The following is a 24,194-nucleotide window of genomic DNA, read 5'->3' as shown; positions in this document are numbered from 1 at the left end:
GCCTGGCGGCCCTCAGTGCTCGAAGACCATGGCGGCGAAGGTCGCCCCGAGCCCCACGCTGGTCATCAGGTAGCGGTCGCCGGGGCGCAGCCGCCCCAGCTCGGTGGCCTTCTGCAGGTTGATGAAGGGGTCGGCGCAGAAGCAGTGCCCGGTCTCGCCGATCAGGTCCAGGAAGACCTTGTCGAGCGGCAGTCCGAGCGTCTTGCACACGCCGATCCACGACAGCCGGTTGACGTTGTGCGGCAGCACCAGCGCCAGCTCGTCGAGGCCGCAGCGGGCCTCTTCCAGGGCGGCGCCGATCACTTCGCAGAGGCCGGGGCCGTACAGGTCCTGGAACTCCTTGGCGGCGGCGTCGCCCATGATGAACTCGTCGCCGAACTGGGTGTGGGTGCGCGTCGCGTAGCCGAGCATCCGGTCGGAGCCGGTGCGGTCCGCGCTCACCAGGAAGGCCACCGTGCCCTCGCCCATGACGGTGACGTCCGGGATGGACTGCGTCTGGGCGGTGGCCGCCTTCTCCCCGGCCAGGACCAGGGCGAGCGCGTCCGGGTCCGGGTCGGCGGCCAGCAGGGTGCCCGCCAGGTCCAGCGCGAGCAGCCCGGAGGCGCAGGCGTGGTGCGAGACGACGAACCCGGCGGCGTGCTCCAGGCCGAGCTCGACCTGGAGCGGCCGCAGTGAGGTCATCGGGTACGGCAGCGGCGCCGGCATGGTGCGGGCCTGCAGGACGTACTTGACGCGCTGTTCCTGTCCGCGCAGCTCCACCAGCTTGGTGGCGGCGCGCAGCAGCAGCTCCGTCTCGGTGGCCGCGGGGTCGCGGCACACCTCGGCGAGCCCGTAGAAGCGCTGGTAGCGCCGGAGCTGCACATCCGTCAGCTGGAGTTCCTTTTGGAAGCGCGCAATCGGGATGGTGTCGGGAAGACAGCTGGAGACTGCCGTGATCGACGTCATGCCAACTACAGTCGCCTGGAGCGCTGACGCTTAGCTGACGCTGCGCTGACCACCCCTCTCCCGGCAGGTCGGCCCGGATCCCCGGGACGGTGTGGCGCTCATCGCGCGGCGTGCCGGGCCGCGTCCAGGGCGAGCGCGCCGAGCGCCAGGGCGGCGGCGACGGCGGCGACCGCCGCCGGGGCCGGGGCGCGCTCCCCGGAGACGCCGAGGAAGTCCAGCCCGCCGACGTGGTTGATCATCCCGTACCAGAGCATCGGGTAGAGCGACTGGAACAGCCGCGGGCCCCGGGTGACGGCCCCGCAGAGCAGCGCCAGGGCGGGCACCAGCAGCGCGCCCGCCAGCGCGCCCGCGGCGGCCCGGGCCTGCCCGGCGGTGAGCAGCAGGACGGCGGGCACCGCCACCACGGCCAGGGCCGGGACGACCCCGGCGAGCAGCACGGCCAGCCCCCGGCGCACCGGCGCGGGACAGGCCCCGAGCAGCTCGGCGGTGCTGCCGCCGCCGGCCCGGTGGCCCAGCCGGGACCACACCAGCACCGGCCAGAGCATCGCGAACGGCAGCACCGGGTGGCTCGGGCCGTCCGGCGCGACCCCCGCCGCCAGTACGGCGAGGGCGGCCGCCCCGGCCCACCACAGCCGCCGGCCCGGCACCAGGATCCGCAGCTCGCCCAGCAGGGCGGCCGCCACCGTGCCGCCGTGGCGGGCCGGGGCCGGTCGGCCCGGGGCCAGCCGTCCGGGGGCGAGCGCGAAGGCGGCCGGCCCGGCCTCGGGTGCCGGGCCCCCGGACCGGACGGCTTCGGACGCCCCTGCGGCCGGGCGCGGCCCGGCCCCGTCGAAGCGCCGGAACCAGAGCGCCCCGAGCAGCGCCAGCCCGACCGCGACGGCGGTCAGCAGCACCGCCCCGAGGACCTGTGCGCCGGCCTCGCCGGGCCCGAGGCCGGGCCAGTCGAAGGTGCCCAGCACCCGGTTGTCCGCGGTGAGCCCGACCCCGAACTCCACGCCGTCGGCCGGCCGCCCGCCGGCCGCGATCGACTCCCGGATCGACGCGGTGATCCGGCGCATGCCCAGCAGGTCCGGCCCGCCGCCCGCCTGCGCGCCGAGCACGGCGACCAGCCAGACCGCGAACCACACCGCCGCCCCGAGCCCGCCGCGCAGCCCGGGCAGGGTGTCGAAGAGCACCGCGCACCCGGCCACCGCGGCCAGCAGCGGCAGCGTGATCAGCACGTACGGCAGCAGCAGCCGCAGCACGTCCACGTGCCCCGAGTCGCCCTTGACCAGCTGCACGGCGAGCGCCGTCCCGGCCAGGGCCAGCAGCATCGAGCCGAACAGCAGCAGGTTGCTGCCGAACTTGCCCGCCAGGTAGGCGACCCGGGTCAGCGGGGTGGCGGCGAGCAGCCGGCCGACACCGCTCTGCTCGTCCCGCCCGATCGCCCCCCGGGCGATGCCGAAGCCCGCCAGTGAGAGCCAGACCGCGCCGCCGAGCGCCGTCACCGTCCCCACGTAGCCGCTGGTGTAGCGGCCGTGCAGGTCGGTGACCTGGAACACCTCCCAGCGGGAGTCGCCGACCGGCGCGGCCAGCAGTCCGAGCGCGAGCGTGCCGAGCAGCACGACCAGGTACCCGGGCCGACGGCGGCGCTCCCGGAAGTCGGCGAGCGCGAGCGCCCAGAGGCCGGTCGTCATGCCGCCACCCGCTCGGACCCGGCCGGGGCGGCGGCGAGCAGCAGGTACGCGTCGTCCAGCCGGGGCGGGACGGGCTCGGCCCCCGGCGCCGGCGGGTGCCCGGACAGCACCCGCACCCGGACGCCCTGCGGGGTGCGGGTGGTGCCACCGAGCAGGAACCGCGAGCGCAGCGACGGGAGTTCGTCGGCGGCCACGGTCAGCTCCCAGACCGATCCCCGGGCGCCCAGCAGCAGCTCCTCCGGGGTGCCGTGGTGCAGCAGCCGGCCGTGCCCCATCACGGCGATCCGGTCGGCGGTGGCGGCCACGTCGGAGACGATGTGCGTGGACAGCACGACGATCCGGTCGGCGCCGAGCCCGGTCAGCAGGCCGCCGAAGCGCAGCCGCTCCTCCGGGTCCAGCCCGACCGTCGGCTCGTCGACGATCAGCAGCGCCGGGTCGTTCAGCAGCGCCTGCGCGATGCCGACCCGCTGGCGCATCCCGCCGGACATCGTCCCCAGCCGCTGCCCGGCCGCGCCCGACAGGTTGACCAGGTCGAGCAGTTCGTCGATCCGGGCCTTCGCGACGCGGTGCCGCAGGCCCTTGGCGGCGGCCAGGTAGGCGAGGAACTCGCGGGCGGTGAGCTGCGGGTAGACGCCGAAGTCCTGCGGCAGGTAGCCGACCGTACGGCGCAGCGGGCCGGGCCGCCGGGCGATGTCCGCCCCCTCCCAGAGCACCCGCCCCGAGGTGGGCCGGGTGACCGTGGCCAGGATGCGCATCAGGCTGGACTTCCCGGCGCCGTTGGCGCCGAGCAGGCCGAGCACGCCGGGCCGCAGCGTCAGCGAGAACGAGTCCACCGCGCGCTTGCCGCGGCGGTACTCCTTGGTCAGGTCGAGGATCTGGAGTTCCGTCACGCCCGCCATGCTTCCGGCGCGGGCGGCCACGCACATCTGCCGTTCGGCAGAGACGCCGGGCGGAAACGACCGGAGGGGTGGGCCTTTCGGCACACCCCTCCGTCGGTCCGGTCAGGTCCTGCTCGTCCCGGTCAGGTCCTGCTCGCCTCGGTCAGGTCCTACTCGTCGTCGGCCCCGCCGAGGTCGGCCTCACCGAGGTCGAAGCCGTCCGGGGCGCCGCTGATCGCGTAGCCCTGGCGGCGCGCCTCGTAGCAGGCCACCGTCGCGGCCGCCGACACGTTCAGCGAGCCGACCCGGCCCAGCTGCGGCACGAACACCACCTGGTCGCAGAGCGCCAGCGCCTCGGGCGTGATCCCGCGGTCCTCGTGGCCCAGCACGAAGGCCACCGCCGGGGTCAGCTCGGCGGCGAACATCGGCACCGCCTCGTCCGCCAGCTCCAGGCCGACCACCTTGAAGCCGTCCGCCTTCGCCGCCGCGACCGCCTCGGCCACCGTCGGGAAGTGCTCCACCTTCAGGTACTTGTCGGTGCCCATCGCGGCCTTCTGCGCGCCCGAGGAGCGCACCGACGGGGTGTCCCCGGTCAGGTACAGCTTCTCGGCGCCCATCGCCGCTCCGGTCCGCACCACCGAGCCGACGTTGAACGGCGACTGCAGGTTCTCCAGGATCATCGCGAGCCGGAACTCGTTGCTGCGCCGCCAGGAGCGGTGCAGTCGCTTGAGTTCGGTCCCGCGCAGCTGCTTCACGTCGACGTACCCCGTCCACTCTCCGTGCCCTCGCCCGAATCAGGGCGGGGCCGTGCTTCCAGAATCCGGAACCCGTTGACCGACGCGACCCGGCTGGTCGGGTAGCCCTGGTCGGTCAGCCACTTCTGCAGCGAGTCCGAGCCCAGGTGCTTCTGCACCACCAGGAACGCCGAGCCGTCCGGGGTGAGCCGGCCGAGCCAGTGCACGAGCAGCCGGCGCAGCGCGGCCTTGCCGATCCGGATCGGCGGGTTGGAGTAGATCGTGGCGAACCGCACGTCCTGCGGGACGTCCTCGGGCAGCGCGGCCTGGACGTTGCCCAGCCGCAGTGCCTCGGCGTTCAGCCGTACCAGCTCCAGCGCGCGCTCGTTCACGTCCACCGCCCAGACCGGGAGGCGCTTGCGCCGACTCGCCCAGGTCAGCGCGATCGGACCGTATCCGCAGCCGACGTCCAGGATCGGGCCGCGCACCCGTGGGGGCGGCGCGTGCTCCAGCAGGATCCGGGTGCCCGGGTCGAGCCGGCTGCGGGAGAACACCCCGGCGTCGGTGGTCAGTTCGAGGGTGAGGTCCGGCAGGGAGACCGTGATCGGCCGGCGCTCGCTGGCGACCTCGGGTGCACCGGTGAAGTAGTGCGAGCCGGACATGATTTCCCCGTCGTTCGTAAGGGCCTCGGGGCCACCGGGTGGGTGTGGGTAAGCCCTTGGTACGGCACCGATCGTACCCCCGGTGGCCTGCGGCGCGTTCCGTGCGGGCCGCCGGCCCCGGTGCCGCGGGGGGTCGCCGGGCGCCGCCCGGTGCCGCCGCGGCGCCGGGCGCTACCGGGTGCCCGGGGTCTTGCGGGTGGCCACGTTGATCCGGTTCCAGGCGTTGATGGTGAAGCACACCGAGATCAGCTGGGCCAGCTCCGCCTCCCCGAAGTGCGCGGCGGCCCGCGCGTACACCGCGTCCGAGACCCCGCCGCCGATCCGGGCGACCTCCTCGGCCAGCGCCAGGGCCGCCCGCTCGCGCTCCGAGTACACCCCGGCCGGGGCCTCCGGCCACACCGGCAGCAGGTAGATCCGCTCGTCGTTCTCGCCGGCCTTGCGGGCGTCCTTGACGTGCATGTCCAGGCAGTACGCACAGCCGTTCAGCTGCGAGGTGCGCATCTGCACCAGCTCCACCAGCGCCGGGTCCAGGCCGTCGCGGGCGGCGGCGTCCAGGGCGATCATCGCGCGGAAGACCTTGGGGGCGGTCCGGGCGAAGTCGATGCGGGCCGGGGAGGCGGTGGTCTCGTTCGTCTCGTTCGTCTCGTTCGTCGTCATGACGACGAGCCTAGGCACGGAATGCACCCGTGCCATGGGTCATTCGAGCACCGGTTTCACGGGTCAATCGTCCTCGTCGCGACGGGTCCGGCCACCCACCCGGGCGGCTGCGGCACATCGCGCCCGGCCGTCCGGCGGCGGATACTGCCAGTACCGCCACCCGGGCCCGTGGGAGCCTCCGAACAGCGAGGACGGACGCCATGCCGCAGAATCACGAGGACTACCTGATCGACGAGGCCGTCGAGACCGTCGAACCCGACGACGCGGCGCCCGACGGCGACGAGTACGACGAGGTGGCCGAACGCCGGGCCCTCGGCGCCGACCCGGCCACCGACGTCGCCGACGCGGCCGAGCAGAGCCGCGTCGTCGAACTCGACGAGGACGAGTATCGCGAGTAGCCGCCGGACAGGCCCTAGAGCGCCCGGCGGCGCTGCAGCCAGGTCATCGCCGCCCAGCCCGGCAGCACCGGCAGGATCAGCGTCAGCAGGCGGTACATCGCCACCGCCGCCAGCGCGCCGCCCTTCTCCATCGACGCGGTCTGCTGGAGCAGCGTGATCAGCGCCCCGTCCACCGCGCCGGCCCCGCCCGGGGTCGGCGCCACGTTGCCCGCCGCGTTGCCGACCAGGAACACCACCGCCACCGAGGCGAAGGACGGCTCCCGGCCGATCGCCCGGGTGCAGCAGTACAGGCAGCCGATCAGGCAGATCGACACCATCAGCTGACCGGTCAGCCCCACCGCCAGCCGGGCCGGGCTGCGCAGCAGGTCCAGCAGCCGCGGCAGCACCTCGGCGGTCAGCGGCCGCAGCCGCGCCGCCAGCCAGCGCCGGGCGGGCGGCACCGCCGACACCACCGCCAGCAGCGCCGCCGCCCCCGCCAGCCCGCCCACCACGGCGGGCAGCGCGTCCAGCTCCGAGCCGCCCGGCTGCAGATCCAGCAGGTAGACGAAGGCGCCCAGCTGGAGCAGGTGCAGCACCAGGCCGATCAACTGCCCCACCCCGACGCTGGACAGCGCCTGCGCCGTCGGGATCCCGGCCTGCTGCAGCAGCCGGGTGTTCAACGCGACCCCGCCGACACCCCCGGGCGACACCAGCTTCGCGAACGCCCCGGCCAGCTGCGCCAGCACCGCGTTGCGGAAGTCCAGCCGCTCCGGCACGAACCCGACGAACCCCATCGCCGCCGTCACGTGGCTCAGCGCCGCCGCCACCAGCGCCAGCGCCAGCCACGCCGGGTCGGCGTCGGCCACCGCCGCGATCGGGTTGTCCTCGGCGGCGAACAGCTGCGGGATCAGCAGCCACCCGGCGACCACCCCGCCCACCACGGCCAGCAGCGTCCGCGGCTTCAGCCGCTCCAACCGCACCGGCCGCACCACCGCCTGCGGCCGGGTTCGCAGCACCTCGGCCCGGATCTCCTCCAGCAGCCCGCCCGCCGCACCGTCGGCGGCGGCGGTGTCCGGGGCGGTCCGGGGGGCGGGCAGGACTTTGGCGGTGCCGCCCGCCCGTGCCGTGGTGCCGCCCGTCCGGGCCGCGGTCGCGGTCGCCCGGTCGGCGCGTTTGAGCGCGTGGCGGGTGCTGCGGGCGAGGGCGATGGGCTGCAGGAGGGGGAGCGCGGCGCCGACCGTGTCGGGACCGAGGACGGCGACGGCGGTGCGGACCGAGCGGGCCGCACCGGCGCGCAGGGCGAGGGTGGTGAGGAGCTGGGCGAGGTCACAGCGCAGGACGAGTTCGCTGGCCGCGATGTCGCCGTCCGCGAAGTCGACCAGGTGCACCGCGCCCGTCCCGTCCACCAGCAGGGAGGACGGGACGAGCGCCCGGTGGGCGACCTCCCGGCGTTGGAGCCGGGCGAGTTGCCGCCAGGCGTCGGCGAGCAGCTCGTCGGTGATCTCCTGGTCGGCGAGCAGGTCGAGGGTGCGTCCGGGGAGGCGTTCGTACGCGATGAGGGCGGTGTCCTGGCCGAGGCCGGCGGTGGCGGCGATGCGGCGGGTGCGGACGCCGGCGGCGAGGGCCGCGTAGGTGACCAGCGCCTCGTGTTCGAGGCCGGCGCGCGGGGAGCGCAGGGCACGTGGGTGGGGGGCGGTGCGCAGCCGGAGCCGGCGCCAGGCGCGCTGGACGGCGGCGGCGGTGACGGCCTGGCGGTCGAGGAGCTGGACGTCCAGGCCGGGCCGGTCGTCGCCCTGGTGGACCAGGTACCGGTCGGGCCCGGCCGGGTGGGCCTCGACCGGGCGCAGGCCGCTCTCGTGCAGCGCGCGCAGGATGTCGCCGGGCCTGGGCAGGGGGTCCGGGGTGCCGACGGCGTAGAGGGTGCCGTGGGCGCCGGTCCAGCCGATGAGCAGGCCGAGCAGGAGGGCGGTGGGGGTGGCGTAGCCGCCGGCGAGTCCGGCCAGGCCGGAGAGGGTGAGGACGGCCCAGGGGACGCGGCGTTCGCGGGTGCCGGAGGCGGTCATGAAGGCCAGGACGGGGGCGAGGTAGCCGTAGACGGGCTCGGTGTGGCCGAGGACGCCGTCGGGCCGGCCCTGGGTGAGTGCGGCGAGCAGGGAGACCGGGGCGAAGCGGTCGGCCCACAGGTCGAGGGCGAGGGTGGCGCCGTAGGCGAGGACGGCGGCGAGCAGACCGTCGGAGACCTGTTGGAGGGCGCGGCGCCGGTCGGGGCCGAGCAGCCGGCGGGCGGCGAGGACGACGGGCAGGAGCAGGACGGCGGCGGTGGTGAGGCCGCCGGCGAGTCCGGCGAGCGGCCGGGGCACCAACTCGGCGGCTCCGGCGACGTCGGCGGCGATGCCGCCGGTGGTGGCCTGGGCGTAGTCGGCGAGCAGCAGGGTGAGAGCGACGGCGACGAGCCCGGCGAGCAGCCGGATGAGGGCGACGGGCTGCCGGATCCGGCCGGTTTCCGGCACCGCCCGGGGCGAGGGCCGGTCGGTGCCGGTGCGCGCCGGTATGCCGGTGTCCGCCGGTACGGGCGTCCCGGTGGCTTCGCTACCGCCGGTGTCGCCGTTCGTTCTCCCCGTCACGATAGCCACGGGTGGCATGCTCCCATGCCTCCCGTGGCGGCGGAGCCGGAGTCCACAAGCCCGCCCGCCGCCCGTGCCGGGCAGCCGGCCGGCCCCGGGGGAGGGTGCCGGGAAGGCCGACCGGGCGCGCGGCGTGTCCTGAGACCGGGCCCGGCCCGGCCGTCACTACCCTGCGTGCATGAGTGCCTGCGAAGACCTCGCCGCGGCCCCCCGGGACATCGACCCCCTCCCGCCGGCCGACGGCTGCGCCGACTGCCTGGCCCAGGGGCGCCGGGACTGGGTGCACCTGCGGATCTGCCTGGACTGCGGCCACATCGGCTGCTGCGACTTCTCGCCGCAGCGGCACGCCACCGCGCACTTCCACAACACCTCGCATCCGGTGATCCGCTCGTACGAGCAGGGCGAGGACTGGCGCTGGTGCTTCGTCCACGAGGTCATGGGCTGAGGTCAGGGGCCGGGGGCCCGGCCTGCGGGCCTGGGCCGGCTGTCCCGGTGGCAGCGGCGGGCAAGCCCGATAAAATCCGGACATAAAGCCCATGTGGCCCCTCCGGTCGACAACCGTCCGGCCGGTGGCCGCCGAAGGGAGGCCGACGATGACCAAGCGAACACCGGGCAGTACCGCCAAGCTCCGCCAGGGCACCCAGGAGCTGCTGGAGCGCCGCGGCATGGCGACCGCGCCCACCCGGCTGGTGCCGGGACTGCGTGCCGACGCCATGTCCACCGCCGGCGCCGGGTACGCCGCGCCCGACGCCTTCCGGCACGGCGGGCGCGACCGGGCGTCCTCGGCGGCGCACGCCACCCCGGCGATGCACGCCGAGCTCAAGGGTCACCGGCACCGCGGCGCGGAGAAGCACTCCGCCCACTGATCGGTTCCGAGTCCGGGGGCGGGCGCCGAGTTCCGGCGCCCGCCCCTGACGCATGCTCAGGGGTGTTCTCCGGGACGGTTCCGGGGCGGCTCGGGGTCGCCCCGGATGGTCCGGACGGCGGCTCTGCCGAAGACTCGTCCCGTCCGAGCCACCGCCCGACGGGCGAGCCGCAGTTGGAGAGCCTTCAGATGAACACCCTTGTGCACAACCGCCGTTGGACCACCCTCGCGGCGGCCGGCGCGCTGCTCGCCGCCGTCACGGCCGGCGCCGCGACGCCCGCCCTGGCCGCGGACGCCCCGTCGACCGCCACCGCCACCGCCGCCGGCGCCCGGCCGGGCCCGCTGGACCGGGACGCGCTCGCGCGGACCCTCGACACCCTGCCCGCCGACATCACCGGCGGGCTGGTCCGGGTCGGCGGCCCGGACGCGCGGTGGCGCGGCACCTCGGGGGCGGATGTCCCGGCGGACGCCCGGTTCCGGATCGGCAGCATCTCCAAGGTGTTCACCGCGACCGTGATGCTCCAGCTCGTCGCCGAGGGCCGGGTCGACCTGAACGGCACCGTGCAGCAGTACCTGCCCGGGCTGCTGCCGGCCGGCTACCCGGCGGTCACCGTCGGCCAGCTGCTCGACCACACCAGCGGCCTGCCCGGCGGTGGCGGCATGACCTCGGGGGACGGCAGCACGGCGTGGTTCGCCGCGCACAAGGCGGACTCCTTCACGCCCGAGCAGGTGGTGGCGGACATGCTCACCCAGCCGATGGGCTTCGCGCCGGGCACCGCGCAGCAGTACAACGGCAACAACACCTTCGTCGCCGGGATGGTGATCGAGAAGATCACCGGCGACACCTTCGCCGACCAGGTGCGGCAGCGGATCACGCGTCCGCTGGGCCTGCACGCCACCTACGTCCCGGCCGCCGACGACCTGTCCATCCGGGGCCCGCACGCCTCCGGCTACGTGGACGTCCGCGCCGCCGACGGCACGACGACCCGGGTGGACGTGACCGAGCAGAGCCCGTACCCGTGGGCCGAGGGCGGCATGATCTCCTCCGCCGCCGACCTGGAGCGCTTCTTCACCGCGCTGTTCCGCGGCCGGCTGCTGCCGCCCGCCCAGCAGGCCGAGCTGTTCGCGGTGCCGGACGTGCCGAACAACCACAACAAGTCCTGCGACCTCGGCCCGACCGCCGGGCACGCCTGCTTCAGCAAGGGCCTGATGCGCGCCGTCCTGCCGAACGGCACGGAGATCTGGGGCAAGACCGGCGCCCGGCCCGGCTACAGCAGCGCCGTGTTCGCCACCCGGGACCTCTCCCGCACCGTCGTCGTCGGCCTCGACCCGACCGGGATCAGCGGCGAGGAGTTCCCCACCCTGTGGAAGCTGGTGACCACCGGGTTCGGCTCCGGCCAGGTGTACGGGAAGCGGTGAGCCGACTGTCAGTGCCCTGCGCTACGTTCGTCCCGTTCGGCAGGGCACGGCAGGACGACGGGGGCGCACCATGACCGACCTGATCACGGAGGAGCCGGTCGAGCTCCAGCTGGAGCGGTACCGGACGGAGCTGACGGGCTACTGCTACCGGATGCTCGGTTCGGTCTTCGAGGCCGAGGACGCGGTGCAGGAGACGATGGTCCGCGCCTGGCGCGGCCACCGGGGCTTCGAGGGCCGGGCCGCGCTGCGCTCCTGGCTGTACCGGATCGCCACCAACGTCTGCCTGGACGCGCTGAACGGCCGCAACGGCCGGGCCCGCCCGATGGACCTGGCCGGCCCGGTGACGGTGGCCACCGCGAACGGCACCCAGCTGCCCGAGGTGACCTGGATCGGCCCCGCGCCGGACGGCCGGGTGCTGCCCGAGACGGGCGATCCGGCCGAGGTGGCCGCCCAGCGCGAGTCGGTGAAGCTGGCCTTCGTCGCCGTGCTGCAGCGCCTCGCGCCCCGGCAGCGGGCGGTGCTGATCCTGCGTGAGGTGCTCGGCTGGAGGGCCGCCGAGGTGGCCGAACTGCTCGGCGTCACGGTGGCCTCGGTGAACAGCGCGCTGCAGCGTGCCCGCGCGGTGCTCGCCGCGGACGGCGAGGCCGCCCGCCCGGCCCCCGCCCTGGACGACGACCACCGCGCCCTGCTGGACCGCTACGTCCGCGCCTTCGAGGCGTACGACATGGACGGGCTCGCCGCGCTGCTGCACGAGGACGTCACGCTCAACATGCCGCCGTTCGCGATGTGGCTGCGGGGTCGGGACGAGATCCGGGACTGGATGCTCGGCCCCGGCCACGGCTGCCGCGGCTCCCGGCTGCTCCCGGTGACGGCCAACGGGGGCCCGGCCTTCGCCCAGTACCGGCCGAGCCCGGCGGGCGGGCACGAGCCGTGGGCGCTGATCGTGCCGGAGGTGTCAGCGGGCCGGATCACCGGGTTCACCAGCTTCCTGGACACCGACGTGCTCTTCCCGCTGTTCGGCCTCCCGCCCCGGTTGGACGCCGAGTAGCCACTCGACGCCGAGGGGGTCCACGGCCCCCGGCAGCAGGGCGGCGAGCCCGCTGAACGCGAGCAGTTCCCGTAGCGGGCCGCTCGCGTTCAGCAGTACCACGCCCACCCCGTACCGCGCGGCGGCGAGCCGCAGCCGGGCGAGGGCGTCGACGACGGCCAGGTCGGGCGCGGCCAGCGCGCCCAGGTCACAGGTCAGGACGGGGGCGGTCGGGGTCTTCCGGGCGGTCTCCATACTGCTTGGACCGGCCTGGCGGCCCGGGCTCATCGGCCCCGGCGGAACTTTCCCCGGCACTCCGCAACCCGGCACTCCCCAGAACCCGGAACTCCGCAGAACTGCTCAGCACTTCTCAGAACTTCTCGAAAACATCTCCGCGGGGAGCGATGAGTTTCGGATGCGGCCCCGGTCTACCCCTGTGCAAGCGCACCACGGACACTCACGAACACGAAGGACCATGCCATGACCGAGAACCTGGGCGAGCTGACCATCACCCGCGAGCTGCCGGCCACCCCGGACGCGGCCTTCCGCGCCTACGTCGAGCCCGAGCAGTTCATCCGCTTCTGGGGCCCGGTCGGCACCCACGTCGAGCTGGACACCGTGACCATCGAGCCCACGGTGGGCGGGCGCTACGACAGCACCATGACCATCGACGAGACCGGTGAGAAGTACCCGATGCGCGCCACGATCACCGAGATCCGCCCGGGCGAGCTGATCGCCCTGGCCGAGGAGGGCGTGGGCATGCGCTCCACGCTGACCTTCAAGGACCTCGGCGACGGCCGCGCCGAGGTGGTCCTGCGTCAGACCGAGGTGCCGGCGATGTACTGCGGTCCGGAGGCCGAGGCGGGCCTCAACTCCAGCTTCGACCGCCTGGTCGAGCACCTCGCCGCCCGGCACTGAGCCCGCCCTGCCACCGGCGGGCCCGGTGGCCCGGTGGCAGAGTAGGCGGTCCAGGACCACCGTGCCCCAGGAGGATCGCAGTGACGGCTGAGCCCTTGAAGTCCCGCGAGGAGTGGTTGGCGTCCTTGCCCAGGATCTACGCGGCGGCCGGCTGCCTGCTGCGGGACGAGTCCGGCCGGGTCCTGATCGTGAAGGCCGGGTACCGCGAGCACTGGCAGTTCCCGGGCGGCACGATCGACCTCGGCGAGGGCCCGGTCGAGTGCGCCGCCCGGGAGTTGTGGGAGGAGACCGGCATCGTCAAGGCGGCCGGGGAGCTGCTGGCCATCTCCTGGACCCACCCCTCGGCCGAACTCGACCACCCCGCCGAGCACTTGATGTTCGACTTCGGCACCGTCCCGGACGGCACCCCCGTGACCGTCCCGGCCGGCGAACTGGACACGCACCGCTGGGCCACCGTCGAGGAGGCGCTGGAGCTCCTCGGCCCGGCCCGCTCGGCCCGGTTGCGGGCGGCGCTGGAGGCGGCCGTCGACGGCCGGGTGCGGATCGTCACCACACGCGTCTCCGGCTTCTGAGCGGTCCAGCCGAAGTGCCGTGCCCCGGGTGGGAGTTCCATCCGGGGCACGGCTGGGGCGCAGTGCCTCACTGCTGCTGCTCGGGCTCCGCGTTCCGGGCGGCGATGATGGCGGCGATGGTCTCCGAGACGAAGGTCTCCGTCTCGGGCTTGTCCACCTTCAGGCCGGCGAGCACGCCCTCGCCGTGCTCCAACTCCAGCAGCGCGAGCAGGATGTGCTCGGTGCCGACGTAGTTGTGCCCGAGCTTGAGCGCCTCGCGGAAGGCCAGCTCCAGCACCTTCTTGCCCTGCCCGTCGTACGGGATCAGCGCGGGCGGCGTCTGCTCGACGGCGGCCGGCAGGACGGCGGTGGTCGCCGTCCGGACGGCCTCGGGGGTGACGCCCTGGGCGGCGAGTGCCTTGACCGCGATGCCCTCGGGCTCGGCGAGCAGGCCGAGCAGGATGTGCTCGGCGGTGATCTCGGCGTTGTTCGCCCGCCGGGCCTCCTCCTGTGAGGCCACCACGACCTTGCGGGCCCGGGGCGTGAACCGGCTGAAGCCCTGGCTGGGGTCGAGGTCGGTGGGGGTGCCCGGGTCCTTGGGGACGAATCGCTTCTGGGCGGCCTGCTTGCTGACCCCCATGCTGCGGCCGATGTCGGTCCAGGACGCGCCGGAGCGGCGGGCCTGGTCGACGAAGTGGCCGATCAGGTGGTCGGCGAGGTCGCCGAGGTGGTCGGCGGCGATGACCGCGTCGGACAACTGGTCGAGCGCGTCGGGGTGGACCTTCTTGATCGCGGCGATCAGGTCGTCGAGGCGCAGCGGGGTGGTGGTGGGAACGACGGGATTCTCCATGCGTCAACCGTAGGTTGTCGATCCCGTGTCGTCAACCATCGGTTGACGATGGGTGTGGATGGTCTTCCCCGGTGGCCAGGAGGGTTCGGATGGGCCGTCAATCGCGGCCGAGGTGCTACGAGTTGGGCAGGAGGCGGGCCCGGACGGCGGCGACCTCGGCGGGGGTGGCCCCGGCGGCGAGCAGGTAGCCGGCCGGGTCGAGGTCGTCCAGCGCGCCCGACAGGGCGGCCTCGGCGGTGGTGCCGGCCTCGGCCAGCACCGCGTCGATCCGGCGGTACGGGTCCGGCAGGCCCAGCATCCCGTACAGCGGGCGGACGTTGGGGCCGCTGAGCAGGTAGTCCTCGACGATCGCGGCCCGTTCGACGCCGGCCAGGGCGAGCAGCAGCAGGGCCGCCAGGCCGGTGCGGTCGCGGCCGGCGCCGCAGTGCACGACCAGGCCGCCGGGGCGGGCGCCGGCGATGGCGGCGATCAGCGCGGCGGCGGCGTGCGGGCAGTGGTCCAGGTAGGGGCGGAGCGCGAGCGGGGTGCCGTCCAGTCGGCCGTAGGCCTCCCACCAGGCGGGGCCGGCGAGTTCGTCCAGCGGGACGCGGATCAGCTCGACGCCCTCGGGGAGCGGGAGGAGCGGCTTGTACTCCTCGGTGTTGCGCAGGTCGACCACGGTGCGGACGCCGTGGTCCAGGAGGCCGTCCCAGCCCTCGGCGGTGAGGCGGTCCAGGTTGTCCGCCCGGGCTATCGCCCCGCGCGCGGTCGGCCGGCCGGAGACGGTGGGCAGCCCGCCCAGGTCGCGGACGTTCAGGCAGCCGTCCCAGACGAGGGTGCGTTCCTCGGTGGTGCTCAGCGCGTGCGTCCTGCTCATGGGATCCCCGTTTCCTCGACCGGGGGTCCCGTTACCCCCTCGTTATGAAGGACTCCCGGGAGATCCGGATGGTTCCTCGCCGTTCGGATCGCCGGCATCCTTGGTTCAGCTCGTCGCGGGGCCCGGGTCAGGCGGCGGTGGGGGCCTCGGCCTCGGCGCGGACCAACTTCGCCATCGGCTCGACCGCGATCTGACCGAGCATCGAGCCGGCCACGATCGCGCCGACCAGGAACACGGTGGACAGCCAGGCCATGGTCGCCACCGGGAGGGTGAAGGCGCCGACCACCCGGGCGACGCACTCCGCCAGCAGCGCGGTGCCCCAGATGCCCGCGAACACCCGCTCGTGGCGGCGGAAGGCCCGGGAGCCGGCCGCCCGGCCCTCGACCAGCCGCTGCCAGGCGGCGGCGCGGTCGCGCTTGCCCTTGGTGATGAAGGGCATCACCATCGGGGTCATCACCGAGCGGCCGATCAGCCCCGAGACCAGGACCGCCAGCGCCACGGTGCCGGTCAGCCCGCCGTCCTTGGCGATCATCAGCCGGGCGTCGCCGGTGACGAAGGTGAGCGCCAGGCCGGCCAGGTTCACGACCAGCATCAGCGCGGCCCACAGGTTGAGCCTGCGCTCGCGCAGCAGGCCGAGGACGGTCCGGCCGGCCGGGATCGCGCTGCTCCACGCCAGCGCGGCGAACTCGCTCAGGCCGCAGGCCGAGTGCAGCAGGTAGTAGCCGACCAGCGGGGCGGCCACGTCGAGGGCGAGCGGGCGGAGTCCGGAGACCGCCGGGTTCGGGGCCTTGCCGGCCTTGGCGGGGGCGGCGGGGGCGGTGGGGGCAGCGGCGCTGACGGTCTGGCTCACGGTGGGTTCCTCCCCGACTGGTGGCCGCGGGCAGGTGCCCGCGTCGTGCCTCCAGTCTTTCCGTCCGACCCTCCGTCAGAGCAGTGCCGTCCGTTGCGGGATCCGCGTGACAGTTGTCATGGTGCGAGCCGTGACACCCGCGGCGTTGACGTCCTCCAGCGCGGCGGGGAAGAGGGAGGTCTCCGCACCGGCCCGGTCCGGCTCGGCCCCGTCCCGTTCGGCCCGACCCTTCGCCCGCACCCCGAGGCGTTCGCCCGGATGGCGCATGATGTGGCGGGTGCAGAGTGCAGAGCGCCCCGGAGCGGGCACCGGCAGCCCAGTCGGCCGGTCCGGACCAGTACGGCCCGCCGGGCCGCCGGCGGGCCGGGCCCCCGTCCCCGTCGATCTGACCGAGGCCGTCCGGGCCGCCCAGGCAGGGGACGAGGAGGCGTTCCGGCTGCTGTTCCGGACCGTCCAGCCGGGCCTGCTGCGCTACCTGCGGGTGCTGGTCGGCGGCCGGCCCGAGGACGCCCAGGACGCCGAGGACATCGCCTCCGAGACCTGGCTGCAGATCGCCCGCGACCTGCACGGCTTCTCCGGCGACGGGGACGGCTTCCGCGGCTGGGCCGCCACCGTCGCGCGGCACCGCGCCCTCGACCACCTGCGGGCCCGGCGCCGCCGCCCGGTCGCCGACCTGCCCTTCGAGTACCTGGCCGGGCTGGCCGCCGGGGACGACACCGCGGGCGCCGCGCTGACCACGGTCGGCACCGCCGACGCGCTGGCGCTGATCTCCCGGCTGCCGCGCGACCAGGCCGAGGCCGTCCTGCTGCGGGTGGTCATGGACCTGGACGCCGAGAGCGCCGCCCGGGTGCTCGGCAAGCGGGCCGGCAGCGTCCGGATGGCCGCCCACCGGGGGCTGCGGAGACTGGCCAAGGTGCTGGAACAGCCCTTCTCCGCCGGGGTCGGGATCCCGGCCGCGCGCGAGGCCGCACCGGCGGCGGGGTGGCCCGTGCGGCGGTCGGCGCAGAAGCCCGCCGGGGGAGCTGCCGAAGAGCCCGCTGAGGAAGTCGCCGGGAAAGCGGAAGTCGCCGGGAAAGCGGAAGCCGCCGGGAAAGCGGAAGCCGCTGGGAAAGCCGCGGGGAAGCCCGCGAAAAAAAGTTCTCCGCAAGGTGTGACAGAACGCCGGGCCGCGACGCTGAAGGACATGAGATGAGCACCAACCGATCCCGTCGGATCGACCGTGACGCTGCCGAGCATCTGCTCGGCGGTGCCGTGGGCGGCCCGCCGGCCGGGCAGGACGCCTCGCTCACCGGACCGGACGACGGTCCCGGGCAGCTCGCCCGGGTCCTCGCCGCGGCCGCCGCCCCGGCGACGGCCCGCGAACTGGCCGGGGAGGAGGCCGCCCTGGCCGCGTTCCGGGAGGCCCGTCTCACGTCCGACCCCCTAGTGACCGCACCCGTCCGGAGACGATCGATGGCGACCGCCGCGCTGGCCAGGGCCTTCAGCACGAAGGCCACTGCCGCCGTGCTCGGCGCCACCGCGCTGTGCGGGGTCGCGGTCGCCGCCGGCACCGGCAACCTGCCGTCCCCGCTGGGCGGCGGCTCCTCCACACCGGAGCACACGCTCGCCGCCGCGGGCGGGTCCTCCGGCAGCGCGCCCGGTACCCCGTCCGCCGATTCGTCCGCCGGTTCCTCCTCCGCCTCGCCCGGCACCTCCTCCGGTGCCCCGTCCGCCCGTCCGTCCGGTGGTTCCTCCGGCGGCGGCCCGCAGGTGGTCGGGCCGTCCACCGCCCCGACGACGCCCGGCAGCCCCTCCGCCGACGCGGACGCGGACGGGCACGGCACCCGGTCGGTCCCGCCCGCTCTGATCGCACTCTGCCGCGCGTTCGCCGACCGGACGGGCAAGGGCGAGCGCCTGCTGGGCACCGAGCCGCAGTTCGGTCCGCTGGTCTCGGCGGCCGGCGGGGCGGAGAAGATGGCGGACTTCTGCGCGGAGGCGCTCGGCGCGGCGGGCGACGACCACCAGGACGCCACCGCGCCGTCCCCCGGGCCCGGCAGGACCGTCCCCGGCGCGACCAAGGGGAACGGCGGCGACGGGAAGGGCAACGGGAAGGACAACGCCGACGGCGGGAACGGCAAGGGCAACGGCCAGGACAGGGCCGACGGCGGCGCCGGAGCCAAGCCCGGCCGGTCCGGCGCGACGATCCCGGCGCTGCCGGCCGTGCCGACCCCGCCCGACGTCCGCCCGAGCAGGCCCGACCGGTCCGGCAGCAGCCAGTCGGATCAGCCGGATCAGAGGTAACCCCCAGAACTCCGGGTGAGCGGCGAGCGACTCCCCCCGGGCTCGCCGCCCACCCGGATCGCACCATCCGCACCATCCGCAGTACCCGCAGTACTCGCACCACGGCAGTGCCGCCGCCGCGCGGCACCGCTGGTCAGCACCACCCGAAGACCCCGGGTGGCCGGTCGGCTCCCCCGTGCCCGCCGACCGCCCGGCCGGCCCCGGCCGGACCGGCACGCGCTCTCCCCGGACGCGCCGCCGGCCCGGCCGGCCCGGAACGTGCGGCCCGCCCTCCCGCAGTCAGGGCGGGCCGCACTCCCCCCGTGCCGGCGGCCGGGGGACCGCTGCCCGGTCCCCCGACCGCCTCCCCGCCCCCGGCGGAGCGGTCGGGCGGGGCGGCTATCGTGCACAGGTGCACGAGGCGGCCCGGAACCCCGGGCGCGGCACGTGAGGGGAGTTCCAGGTGATCGGACGGGCGCTGAACGGGCGTTACGAACTCGTCGAGATACTCGGCGTCGGCGGCATGGCCACCGTCTGGCGCGGCGTGGACCACGTGCTGGGCCGTCAGGTGGCCGTCAAGGTCCTCAACGGAGGGCTCGCCGACGACCCCCGCTTCGCCGAGCGGTTCAGCCGCGAGGCGCAGCACGCGGCCATGCTGGTGCACCCGAGGATCGTCATGGTCTTCGACTCGGGCGTCGACCAGGGCACGCCGTTCATCGTCATGGAGCTCGTCCACGGCCGCTCGCTCGCCGCCGTGCTGGCGCAGCAGCCGAACCTGCCGGTGGAACGCGCCGTCGGCATCGCGGCGGCGGTCTGCGAGGCGCTGGCGGTCGCGCACGCGGCCGGGCTGGTCCACCGGGACATCAAGCCCGGCAACATCATGATCACCGACGACGGCGGGGTGAAGGTCGTCGACTTCGGCATCGCCCGGGCCGGGTCGTCCAGCAACCTGACCCAGACGGCGAGCGTGCTGGGCACGGCCGCGTACCTGTCGCCCGAGCAGGCCACCGCCTCGGCCCTGGACGGTCGCACCGACCTCTACGCCGTCGGCTGCGTGCTCACCGAAATGCTCACCGGCGAGACCCCGTTCACCGCCGAGACCCCGGTGGCGATCGCCTTCAAGCACGTCAGCGAGCAGCCCCTGCCGCCGTCCGTGCGCCGGCCCGGCCTGCCGCCCGCCCTGGACGCGGCCGTCCTGCGCCTGCTCGCCAAGAACCCCGCCGACCGGCCGGTGGACGCCGCCGCGGCGCGCGTGGAACTCCTCTCCACCATCCCCGGGTTGGCCATCGGCGACCCGACGGCGGAACTCCTCGCCACCGCTGCCCCGACCCAGCTGCTCCCGCCCGTACGGCCGGTGAGCCCCAACCAGCAGCACACCACGCTGCTCCCGCCGCAGGCCCCGCCCGCCACCTCGCTGATGGCCGCCGTCCCGGCGGCCCCGCCCGCACGGGCCGGCCGGAGCCGGAGCCGTGGCCGCAAGCCCCTCGTCCTCGGCGCGCTGGGCGTGGCCGGACTCGCCGGCGTCGCCGCCCTGGCCGTCACCGCCTTCGACGAGCCCGCCGCCCCCGCCGCCACCAAGGCGTCCGCGGCCACCGCCACCAAGGCGCCCGCGGCCCCCACGCCCACCCCCACGCCGACCCCGACGCCCACCACCGCGGCCCCCACCACCCCGGCCTCCCTCCCCGGCGCCCCCAGCCCGACCGTCCCCCGCAACCAGGCCCCGGCCCTGCAGCTCAACGCCTTCCGCCAGGCCGTCGCCCAGACCCAGATCGGCGGCAAGGAGCGCGACCACCAGGTGGAGCTGCTGCGCATCCTCGACGACGCCTCCGCCCGCCTCAACGAGGGCTCTCCCGACGACGCGGCCCAGGAGCTCAAGGACGCCCAGAAGGTGATCCGCGACCTGGCCAAGAAGCACGCCATCGACGGCCCCACCTACGCCAACTGGAACGCCCGCCTCAGCGCCCTGTTCATCACCCTGCACGCCACGGCCGCCACCGACAACCAGGACTGGTGACCCGGGGGCCGTCGTCGAACCCCGGCCTGCGTGGCGGCGCAGGCGCGCGGTCCGCCGGGGCGCGGCGCCCGGGCGCCGGCGGGCTCAGCCGAGCCAGCGGCCGTCGCGCATGAGGTCGCGGCCCTGGATCTCGTGGGCGCCGCCCGAGGCGCCCGCCGTCGCGACCCAGAGGTCGACCTCGCCCGCCGGCTTCGCGCGGGTGTCCCGCAGCCTCTCCTCGAACCCGCGCGGCGCCGTGTCCGTCAGGCTTCCTCCGGTCGTCTCGGGGATGGCTCTTCCTGCGGCGGGCGGGCTTCGTCGGTCAGGACGTGTGGGCCGGCTGCGGGAGCTCCCAGGCGAACCCGTCCGGGTCGGCGAAGGGCCCGGCGGCGCTGCCGATCGCGATCCGGTGCGATCCGGTGCCGTCGGGGGAGACGCCCGCGTCCTTGGCGAGGGCCCGGCGCTTGTACAGCGCCAGCTGGACGGGTCCCGACCCGGTGGCGAACTCCACGTACACGGGGCCGAAGCTCTTCGCCACGGCGAGGCCGCGTTCGACGTAGAACCGCTTGCTCGCGCCCACGTCCGCGACTCCCAGCAGGAGCACGATCCGGTCGATCTCCCGGGTGGCCGGGCCGGTGTCCTTCTTCGCGGAGGTCGCGATCTTCCAGATCGTCCCGTCCGGGGCCTGGACGACGCCGCCGTAGCCCCACAGCGACTTCGCGGCGGGCTTGAGGGCCGTGGCGCCGGCGGCGAGGGCGGCGTCGACGAAGCCGTCGACGGTGGCGGGCCGGGCGACCGTGAGCGAGAGCGTGAACCCGCGGAAGCCGGTCGTCGCCGCCTGGGAGGCCCGCAGGCGCAGCTGCGTGTCGAGGCCGAAGGCGGTGGTGTAGAAGTGCTGGGCGGCCGTGGGGTCGGCCACGTCGAGGGTGATGGAGTCGATGGAGGTCATGTCCGTCACGCTAGTTGCGGCTCGGTGGCCGGGGCTTCTCGAATCCTGACCGGTCCCACCGCCCGTCGGACCCGGCGTCGGTACTCGGCGGGCGGCATGCCGACCAGCTCGGTGAAGCGGGCGTCGAAGGCGGCCGGCGACGGGCAGCCGACGGCGAGGCGGGCCTCGGCGACACCGAGGGCGCCGCAGCGCAGGAACGCGGCCGCGCGCTCGATGCGGCGCGCGGTCAGGTATCCGTACGGCGAGTCGCCGTACGCCAGCCGGAACTCGCGACCGAGCTGCCCGGCCGCCATGCCCACGCCGCGCGCGAGCGCCACGACGTCCAGCGGTCGCGCGTACTCGCGGTCGATCCGGTCCCGGACGCGGCGCAGTCGCGCGAGGTCGCTCAGGCGCTGCGCCTCGGCGCGTGCGCGGGCCCACGAGGGGTGACACACGGGGAGGACTCCTTTCGTCGACTCACGTCGGCCTCCGGCGGCCTTCGTCGGCCTCCGTCGATCGCGGACCCGGTGGTCGGGGCCGGTTCAGCGCACCTCCTGGATGCGGATCAGGTTGCCCGCGGGATCGCGGAAGGCGCAGTCGCGGATGCCGTACGGCTGCTCGGTCGGCTCCTGGACGACCTCGGCGCCGCTGCCCTGCACCTTCCCGAAGGTGCCGTCGAGGTCCCGGCTGGCCAGCAGGATCCAGCCGTAGGTGCCCTTGGCCATCATCTCGGCGATGGTGCGGCGCTCGTTCTCGGTGATGCCGGGGTCGGCGGCCGGCGGCGCCAGCAGGATGGAGGTGCCGGGCTGGCCGGCGGGGCCGACGGTGATCCAGCGCATCCGGCCCTGTCCGACGTCGCCGCGGACCTCGAAGCCGAGCACGTCGCGGTAGAAGGCCAGGGACGCGTCCGGGTCGTCGTGCGGGAGGACGCTGGTGTGAATGGTGATGTCCATGGCGCCGATGCTAGGTCCGGCGCTGCGGCCGTGCTTCTCGATTCCTGACGGCCACCGGCTCATCCACAGCCTGTGGACAACCTGTGCACGCTAGGGCCCCCGGTGGGCCCGGACGTCGAGGCCCGCCCGGATCGTCCGCGACAGCGTCCCCGCCGCCGCCGCGAGGAAGACGAAGTTGTACCCGATCTGCAGGATCACCACCAGGCGCGGCCCCTGGCCGGACGGGATGATGTCGCCGTAGCCGACGGTGGCCAGGGTGACGATGGTGAAGTAGAGCGCGTCCAGCCGGGTCCGCAGCCCCTCGAACTCGCCGGTCCGCTCGGCGAGGACGTAGTAGGTCGTGGCGAAGACGGTCATCGAGAGCCCGATCAGGAAGACCAGCCAGATCACCGGACGTCGCTCGGTGCCGCGCACGGCGCCGAGCATCTTCGCCAGCAGCAGGGTGCTCAGCCCGGTCAGCGCGGCGGCGAACGCGAGCCAGCCGAGCAGCGGGTGCGTCCGGCCGAGGAAGCGCAGCGGCAGGGTGAAGTACGCGGCCATCAGGAGCGTGAAGGAGCCCAGCAGCAATCCGGTGGCCCGCAGGTCGACGAAACCGCCCGGCGGCGGTGGCGGCGGTGGTGACGGTGGCGGTGGTGACTGGGTTTCGGACATCCCGTCCAGCCTCCGGCCCCGTCCGGCGGGCCGCTGTCCGGGCTGGGCCGATCGGGGCCGGCCGGCCGACCCGTGCCGGAGGGCCGGCGCCGCTGATCGCCCCTCAGGTGGCGGCCGGGGCTCCTCCTTCCGGTCGGCCCGGTTCGTCCAGCAGCTCCAGCACCGCCAGGACGCCGACCAGCGCGAGCGCCAGGCAGAGCGTCACCAGCACCGTCGGGTAGCTCCACAGCACGAACGCCAGCGCCGCGCCCGCCACCGCCGCCCAGCCCAGCCAGGCCTTCCAGCGGTGGACGAACCGGCCGACCGGCCCGAGTCGCAGCCCGGCCCGTTCGGCGGTGTTCCGGGCGGAGCCGAGCGCCGCGTGCCAGCCGCCGCGCACGGTACGGGCCCAGCGCCCGCCGCCGCTGATCCAGGCGCCGAGGGCGACGACGAGTCCGAGCGCGACGACCACCCGGACGGCGGAGCGCAGGTAGCGCACGAGCGTGTCGTACACCGCCTGGGCGGCCGCCTGGTCCACCCCGGCGGGGAGCCTGTCCAGGTAGACGGCCCGGAACACGCTCAGCCCGAGGCCCAGCAGCAGCGCCCCGGCGGCCATGCCCAGCGCCGCCGTGACCGCCGCCCGCCGCCGCCGACCCGCCAGCAGCACCCCGCCGACGGCGCAGGCCAGCGCGAGCACCGGCACCCAGAAGCCGGCCAGGTCCAGCAGCCGGAGGCCGGTGCGGACCGTGGGGATGGCGTCGGACTGCACCAGCGTGTACGAGGTGTGGATCTCCGGGATCTTCGAAGCCACCGAGAGCCCGTTGTCGACCAGCGCGGTCTTCACCCGGGCGATCACCGGGGCGAGGTCGAGCACCACGGTGTCGTTCCTGATCTCGACGGCGCCGCCGCCCTGCCCGGTCAGCATCCGGTCGATCGCGGCGTGCGCCTCCCGGTTGACGTCCGTCCAGATGGTGACGAAGGCGTCGCTGTCCACCACTCGCTGGACCTGGGTGTGGACGAAGCCGGTGAGCCCGCTGGTGAGGGCCTGGCCGATGCCGTTCAGCAGTGCGCCGAGCTTGGGCCGGTCGTCGGGGGCGACGTTGTCGAGCAACGAGTCGACCGGGATCTGCTGCATGATCGCGTCGGTGACCCGGTTGGTGACGGCCGCCTTGACCGCCGGGTCCCTGGCCAGCGGCGCCATGGTCGCGACGTACCGGTCGGTGTCGCCGACCTGCGATTTCGCCCAGACCGCGACGGCGCCGAGCGGGGTCAGCACGCAGGCCAGCAGGATCAGCAGGACGGCGAGCAGGGAGCGCGCCCGGTGGCGGCCCTGACTGCCCTGACTGGCCCCCAACTGCCGGTCCAGCCGGGCCTCGTGGGCCTCGACGGCGCTCAGCCGGGCCCGCAGGTCGGCCAGTTCGTCGGGCGACCCGCCAGGCGGTCCGGCGGGCCGGCCGGCGGGCGGCTCGTCGGGGGACGCGCCCAGCTCGTCGGTGGGCATGCCGCGACTCCGTTCCTCCAGTGGTGAAAACCAGGAGATAA

The 24,194-nt window shown here is 75.0% G+C and carries 27 protein-coding genes; 10 read left to right on the top strand and 17 right to left on the bottom strand.

What is annotated here, in order from left to right:
* Positions 1-12: 12 nt before the first annotated feature.
* From P3T27_RS08010 to P3T27_RS07985, 6 genes are all read right to left on the bottom strand, one after another.
* Complete coding sequence (locus tag P3T27_RS08010) at positions 13-945, bottom strand: 3-oxoacyl-[acyl-carrier-protein] synthase III C-terminal domain-containing protein (RefSeq protein ID WP_280675719.1); 933 nt, start codon at positions 943-945, stop codon at positions 13-15.
* 98 nt (positions 946-1,043) lie between these two features.
* Positions 1,044-2,621, bottom strand: a complete 1,578-nt coding sequence (locus P3T27_RS08005; protein WP_280675717.1) for a hypothetical protein — start codon at positions 2,619-2,621, stop codon at positions 1,044-1,046.
* Positions 2,618-3,520 carry an ABC transporter ATP-binding protein gene (locus P3T27_RS08000; protein WP_280675715.1) on the bottom strand — a complete coding sequence of 301 codons (903 nt, stop codon included), beginning with the start codon at positions 3,518-3,520 and terminating at the stop codon, positions 2,618-2,620. The genes P3T27_RS08005 and P3T27_RS08000 overlap by 4 nt, the downstream gene beginning before the upstream one ends.
* 149 nt (positions 3,521-3,669) lie before the next feature.
* Positions 3,670-4,254: a TrmH family RNA methyltransferase gene (locus P3T27_RS07995; RefSeq protein WP_280675713.1), complete on the bottom strand. Its 585-nt coding sequence runs from the start codon at positions 4,252-4,254 to the stop codon at positions 3,670-3,672.
* Complete coding sequence (locus tag P3T27_RS07990; protein WP_280675712.1) at positions 4,251-4,895, bottom strand: methyltransferase; 645 nt, start codon at positions 4,893-4,895, stop codon at positions 4,251-4,253. Before P3T27_RS07990 ends, P3T27_RS07995 begins: the two co-directional genes overlap by 4 nt.
* A gap of 171 nt (positions 4,896-5,066) precedes the next feature.
* On the bottom strand, positions 5,067-5,552 hold the full coding sequence (locus P3T27_RS07985) for a carboxymuconolactone decarboxylase family protein (protein WP_280675710.1): 486 nt from the start codon (positions 5,550-5,552) through the stop codon (positions 5,067-5,069).
* A 200-nt stretch (positions 5,553-5,752) separates the two neighbouring features.
* Here P3T27_RS07985 and P3T27_RS07980 point away from each other — a divergent pair, with 200 nt between their 5' ends.
* The gene (locus P3T27_RS07980) at positions 5,753-5,950 is read left to right on the top strand and encodes a hypothetical protein (protein ID WP_280675707.1); all 198 of its coding nucleotides are present in this window, start codon (positions 5,753-5,755) and stop codon (positions 5,948-5,950) included.
* A 14-nt stretch (positions 5,951-5,964) separates the two neighbouring features.
* Here P3T27_RS07980 and P3T27_RS07975 read toward each other — a convergent pair whose 3' ends face one another.
* Positions 5,965-8,562: a lysylphosphatidylglycerol synthase domain-containing protein gene (locus P3T27_RS07975; protein WP_280675705.1), complete on the bottom strand. Its 2,598-nt coding sequence runs from the start codon at positions 8,560-8,562 to the stop codon at positions 5,965-5,967.
* 169 nt (positions 8,563-8,731) lie between these two features.
* Between P3T27_RS07975 and P3T27_RS07970 the strand changes: the two genes are divergently transcribed.
* The 4 genes from P3T27_RS07970 to P3T27_RS07955 all read left to right on the top strand — a co-directional run bounded on the left by P3T27_RS07970 (position 8,732) and on the right by P3T27_RS07955 (position 11,885).
* Positions 8,732-8,998: a UBP-type zinc finger domain-containing protein gene (locus P3T27_RS07970; RefSeq protein WP_280675703.1), complete on the top strand. Its 267-nt coding sequence runs from the start codon at positions 8,732-8,734 to the stop codon at positions 8,996-8,998.
* 148 nt (positions 8,999-9,146) lie between these two features.
* Positions 9,147-9,419 carry a hypothetical protein gene (locus tag P3T27_RS07965; protein ID WP_280675701.1) on the top strand — a complete coding sequence of 91 codons (273 nt, stop codon included), beginning with the start codon at positions 9,147-9,149 and terminating at the stop codon, positions 9,417-9,419.
* Between the two features lie 188 nt (positions 9,420-9,607).
* A complete protein-coding gene (locus P3T27_RS07960) occupies positions 9,608-10,837 on the top strand; it encodes a serine hydrolase domain-containing protein (protein ID WP_280675699.1) in 1,230 nt (409 codons plus the stop codon).
* 70 nt (positions 10,838-10,907) lie between these two features.
* Positions 10,908-11,885, top strand: coding sequence for a sigma-70 family RNA polymerase sigma factor (locus tag P3T27_RS07955; RefSeq protein WP_280675697.1), 978 nt, complete (start codon positions 10,908-10,910; stop codon positions 11,883-11,885).
* Here P3T27_RS07955 and P3T27_RS07950 read toward each other — a convergent pair.
* On the bottom strand, positions 11,793-12,119 hold the full coding sequence (locus P3T27_RS07950; protein WP_280675695.1) for an STAS domain-containing protein: 327 nt from the start codon (positions 12,117-12,119) through the stop codon (positions 11,793-11,795). The two genes, P3T27_RS07955 and P3T27_RS07950, sit on opposite strands and share 93 nt — an antisense overlap.
* A 225-nt stretch (positions 12,120-12,344) precedes the next feature.
* Here P3T27_RS07950 and P3T27_RS07945 point away from each other — a divergent pair, with 225 nt between their 5' ends.
* Together P3T27_RS07945 and P3T27_RS07940 are read left to right on the top strand one after the other, a co-directional pair.
* The gene (locus P3T27_RS07945) at positions 12,345-12,782 is read left to right on the top strand and encodes an SRPBCC domain-containing protein (RefSeq protein ID WP_280675693.1); all 438 of its coding nucleotides are present in this window, start codon (positions 12,345-12,347) and stop codon (positions 12,780-12,782) included.
* A gap of 80 nt (positions 12,783-12,862) precedes the next feature.
* The gene (locus P3T27_RS07940) at positions 12,863-13,354 is read left to right on the top strand and encodes an NUDIX hydrolase (RefSeq protein ID WP_280675691.1); all 492 of its coding nucleotides are present in this window, start codon (positions 12,863-12,865) and stop codon (positions 13,352-13,354) included.
* Positions 13,355-13,421: 67 nt separating this feature from the next.
* On the opposite strand, the gene P3T27_RS07935 is transcribed toward P3T27_RS07940, so the two are convergent.
* From P3T27_RS07935 to P3T27_RS07920, 4 genes are all read right to left on the bottom strand, one after another.
* The gene (locus P3T27_RS07935) at positions 13,422-14,183 is read right to left on the bottom strand and encodes a Clp protease N-terminal domain-containing protein (protein ID WP_280675689.1); all 762 of its coding nucleotides are present in this window, start codon (positions 14,181-14,183) and stop codon (positions 13,422-13,424) included.
* A gap of 115 nt (positions 14,184-14,298) precedes the next feature.
* Positions 14,299-15,039: a tyrosine-protein phosphatase gene (locus P3T27_RS07930; RefSeq protein WP_280675687.1), complete on the bottom strand. Its 741-nt coding sequence runs from the start codon at positions 15,037-15,039 to the stop codon at positions 14,299-14,301.
* Positions 15,040-15,166: 127 nt separating this feature from the next.
* Positions 15,167-15,889: a VC0807 family protein gene (locus tag P3T27_RS07925; RefSeq protein WP_280675685.1), complete on the bottom strand. Its 723-nt coding sequence runs from the start codon at positions 15,887-15,889 to the stop codon at positions 15,167-15,169.
* 75 nt (positions 15,890-15,964) lie between these two features.
* The gene (locus tag P3T27_RS07920) at positions 15,965-16,156 is read right to left on the bottom strand and encodes a hypothetical protein (RefSeq protein ID WP_280675683.1); all 192 of its coding nucleotides are present in this window, start codon (positions 16,154-16,156) and stop codon (positions 15,965-15,967) included.
* 118 nt (positions 16,157-16,274) lie between these two features.
* Between P3T27_RS07920 and P3T27_RS07915 the strand changes: the two genes are divergently transcribed.
* The 3 genes from P3T27_RS07915 to P3T27_RS07905 all read left to right on the top strand — a co-directional run bounded on the left by P3T27_RS07915 (position 16,275) and on the right by P3T27_RS07905 (position 20,162).
* Positions 16,275-17,081 (top strand): RNA polymerase sigma factor, encoded by an 807-nt coding sequence (locus P3T27_RS07915; protein ID WP_280675812.1) that lies wholly within the window; start codon positions 16,275-16,277, stop codon positions 17,079-17,081.
* Complete coding sequence (locus P3T27_RS07910; protein ID WP_280675681.1) at positions 17,078-18,169, top strand: hypothetical protein; 1,092 nt, start codon at positions 17,078-17,080, stop codon at positions 18,167-18,169. Before P3T27_RS07915 ends, P3T27_RS07910 begins: the two co-directional genes overlap by 4 nt.
* A gap of 442 nt (positions 18,170-18,611) precedes the next feature.
* The gene (locus P3T27_RS07905; protein ID WP_280675679.1) at positions 18,612-20,162 is read left to right on the top strand and encodes a protein kinase; all 1,551 of its coding nucleotides are present in this window, start codon (positions 18,612-18,614) and stop codon (positions 20,160-20,162) included.
* A 301-nt stretch (positions 20,163-20,463) separates the two neighbouring features.
* Here P3T27_RS07905 and P3T27_RS07900 read toward each other — a convergent pair whose 3' ends face one another.
* From P3T27_RS07900 to P3T27_RS07880, 5 genes are all read right to left on the bottom strand, one after another.
* Positions 20,464-21,090 carry a glyoxalase gene (locus P3T27_RS07900; RefSeq protein WP_280675677.1) on the bottom strand — a complete coding sequence of 209 codons (627 nt, stop codon included), beginning with the start codon at positions 21,088-21,090 and terminating at the stop codon, positions 20,464-20,466.
* A gap of 5 nt (positions 21,091-21,095) precedes the next feature.
* Positions 21,096-21,524 (bottom strand): AraC family transcriptional regulator, encoded by a 429-nt coding sequence (locus P3T27_RS07895; protein WP_280675675.1) that lies wholly within the window; start codon positions 21,522-21,524, stop codon positions 21,096-21,098.
* An 87-nt stretch (positions 21,525-21,611) separates the two neighbouring features.
* Positions 21,612-22,022 (bottom strand): VOC family protein, encoded by a 411-nt coding sequence (locus P3T27_RS07890; RefSeq protein WP_280675673.1) that lies wholly within the window; start codon positions 22,020-22,022, stop codon positions 21,612-21,614.
* A gap of 90 nt (positions 22,023-22,112) precedes the next feature.
* Positions 22,113-22,673, bottom strand: coding sequence for a potassium channel family protein (locus tag P3T27_RS07885; protein WP_280675671.1), 561 nt, complete (start codon positions 22,671-22,673; stop codon positions 22,113-22,115).
* A gap of 103 nt (positions 22,674-22,776) precedes the next feature.
* Positions 22,777-24,153, bottom strand: a complete 1,377-nt coding sequence (locus P3T27_RS07880) for a hypothetical protein (RefSeq protein ID WP_280675669.1) — start codon at positions 24,151-24,153, stop codon at positions 22,777-22,779.
* Positions 24,154-24,194 lie beyond the last annotated feature (41 nt).

The organism is Kitasatospora sp. MAA19, from assembly GCF_029894125.1.
Classification (GTDB): domain Bacteria; phylum Actinomycetota; class Actinomycetes; order Streptomycetales; family Streptomycetaceae; genus Kitasatospora.
The sequence above is the reverse complement of the archived record's forward strand: the minus strand, read 5'-3'. Positions and strand labels throughout refer to the sequence as shown.

What these genes read in the sequence shown, in the direction of transcription:
- P3T27_RS07890 (WP_280675673.1), bottom strand. Translation starts at nt 22,022, where the DNA reads ATGGACATCACCATTCACACCAGCGTCCTCCCGCACGACGACCCGGAC.
- P3T27_RS07965 (WP_280675701.1), top strand. Translation starts at nt 9,147, where the DNA reads ATGACCAAGCGAACACCGGGCAGTACCGCCAAGCTCCGCCAGGGCACC.
- P3T27_RS07885 (WP_280675671.1), bottom strand. Translation starts at nt 22,673, where the DNA reads ATGTCCGAAACCCAGTCACCACCGCCACCGTCACCACCGCCGCCACCG.
- P3T27_RS07980 (WP_280675707.1), top strand. Translation starts at nt 5,753, where the DNA reads ATGCCGCAGAATCACGAGGACTACCTGATCGACGAGGCCGTCGAGACC.
- P3T27_RS07880 (WP_280675669.1), bottom strand. Translation starts at nt 24,153, where the DNA reads ATGCCCACCGACGAGCTGGGCGCGTCCCCCGACGAGCCGCCCGCCGGC.
- P3T27_RS07990 (WP_280675712.1), bottom strand. Translation starts at nt 4,895, where the DNA reads ATGTCCGGCTCGCACTACTTCACCGGTGCACCCGAGGTCGCCAGCGAG.
- P3T27_RS07910 (WP_280675681.1), top strand. Translation starts at nt 17,078, where the DNA reads ATGAGCACCAACCGATCCCGTCGGATCGACCGTGACGCTGCCGAGCAT.
- P3T27_RS08005 (WP_280675717.1), bottom strand. Translation starts at nt 2,621, where the DNA reads ATGACGACCGGCCTCTGGGCGCTCGCGCTCGCCGACTTCCGGGAGCGC.
- P3T27_RS07935 (WP_280675689.1), bottom strand. Translation starts at nt 14,183, where the DNA reads ATGGAGAATCCCGTCGTTCCCACCACCACCCCGCTGCGCCTCGACGAC.
- P3T27_RS07920 (WP_280675683.1), bottom strand. Translation starts at nt 16,156, where the DNA reads ATGCGCCATCCGGGCGAACGCCTCGGGGTGCGGGCGAAGGGTCGGGCC.
- P3T27_RS07950 (WP_280675695.1), bottom strand. Translation starts at nt 12,119, where the DNA reads ATGGAGACCGCCCGGAAGACCCCGACCGCCCCCGTCCTGACCTGTGAC.
- P3T27_RS07930 (WP_280675687.1), bottom strand. Translation starts at nt 15,039, where the DNA reads ATGAGCAGGACGCACGCGCTGAGCACCACCGAGGAACGCACCCTCGTC.
- P3T27_RS07960 (WP_280675699.1), top strand. Translation starts at nt 9,608, where the DNA reads ATGAACACCCTTGTGCACAACCGCCGTTGGACCACCCTCGCGGCGGCC.
- P3T27_RS08000 (WP_280675715.1), bottom strand. Translation starts at nt 3,520, where the DNA reads ATGGCGGGCGTGACGGAACTCCAGATCCTCGACCTGACCAAGGAGTAC.
- P3T27_RS07900 (WP_280675677.1), bottom strand. Translation starts at nt 21,090, where the DNA reads ATGACCTCCATCGACTCCATCACCCTCGACGTGGCCGACCCCACGGCC.
- P3T27_RS07955 (WP_280675697.1), top strand. Translation starts at nt 10,908, where the DNA reads ATGACCGACCTGATCACGGAGGAGCCGGTCGAGCTCCAGCTGGAGCGG.
- P3T27_RS07985 (WP_280675710.1), bottom strand. Translation starts at nt 5,552, where the DNA reads ATGACGACGAACGAGACGAACGAGACGAACGAGACCACCGCCTCCCCG.
- P3T27_RS07970 (WP_280675703.1), top strand. Translation starts at nt 8,732, where the DNA reads ATGAGTGCCTGCGAAGACCTCGCCGCGGCCCCCCGGGACATCGACCCC.
- P3T27_RS08010 (WP_280675719.1), bottom strand. Translation starts at nt 945, where the DNA reads ATGACGTCGATCACGGCAGTCTCCAGCTGTCTTCCCGACACCATCCCG.
- P3T27_RS07945 (WP_280675693.1), top strand. Translation starts at nt 12,345, where the DNA reads ATGACCGAGAACCTGGGCGAGCTGACCATCACCCGCGAGCTGCCGGCC.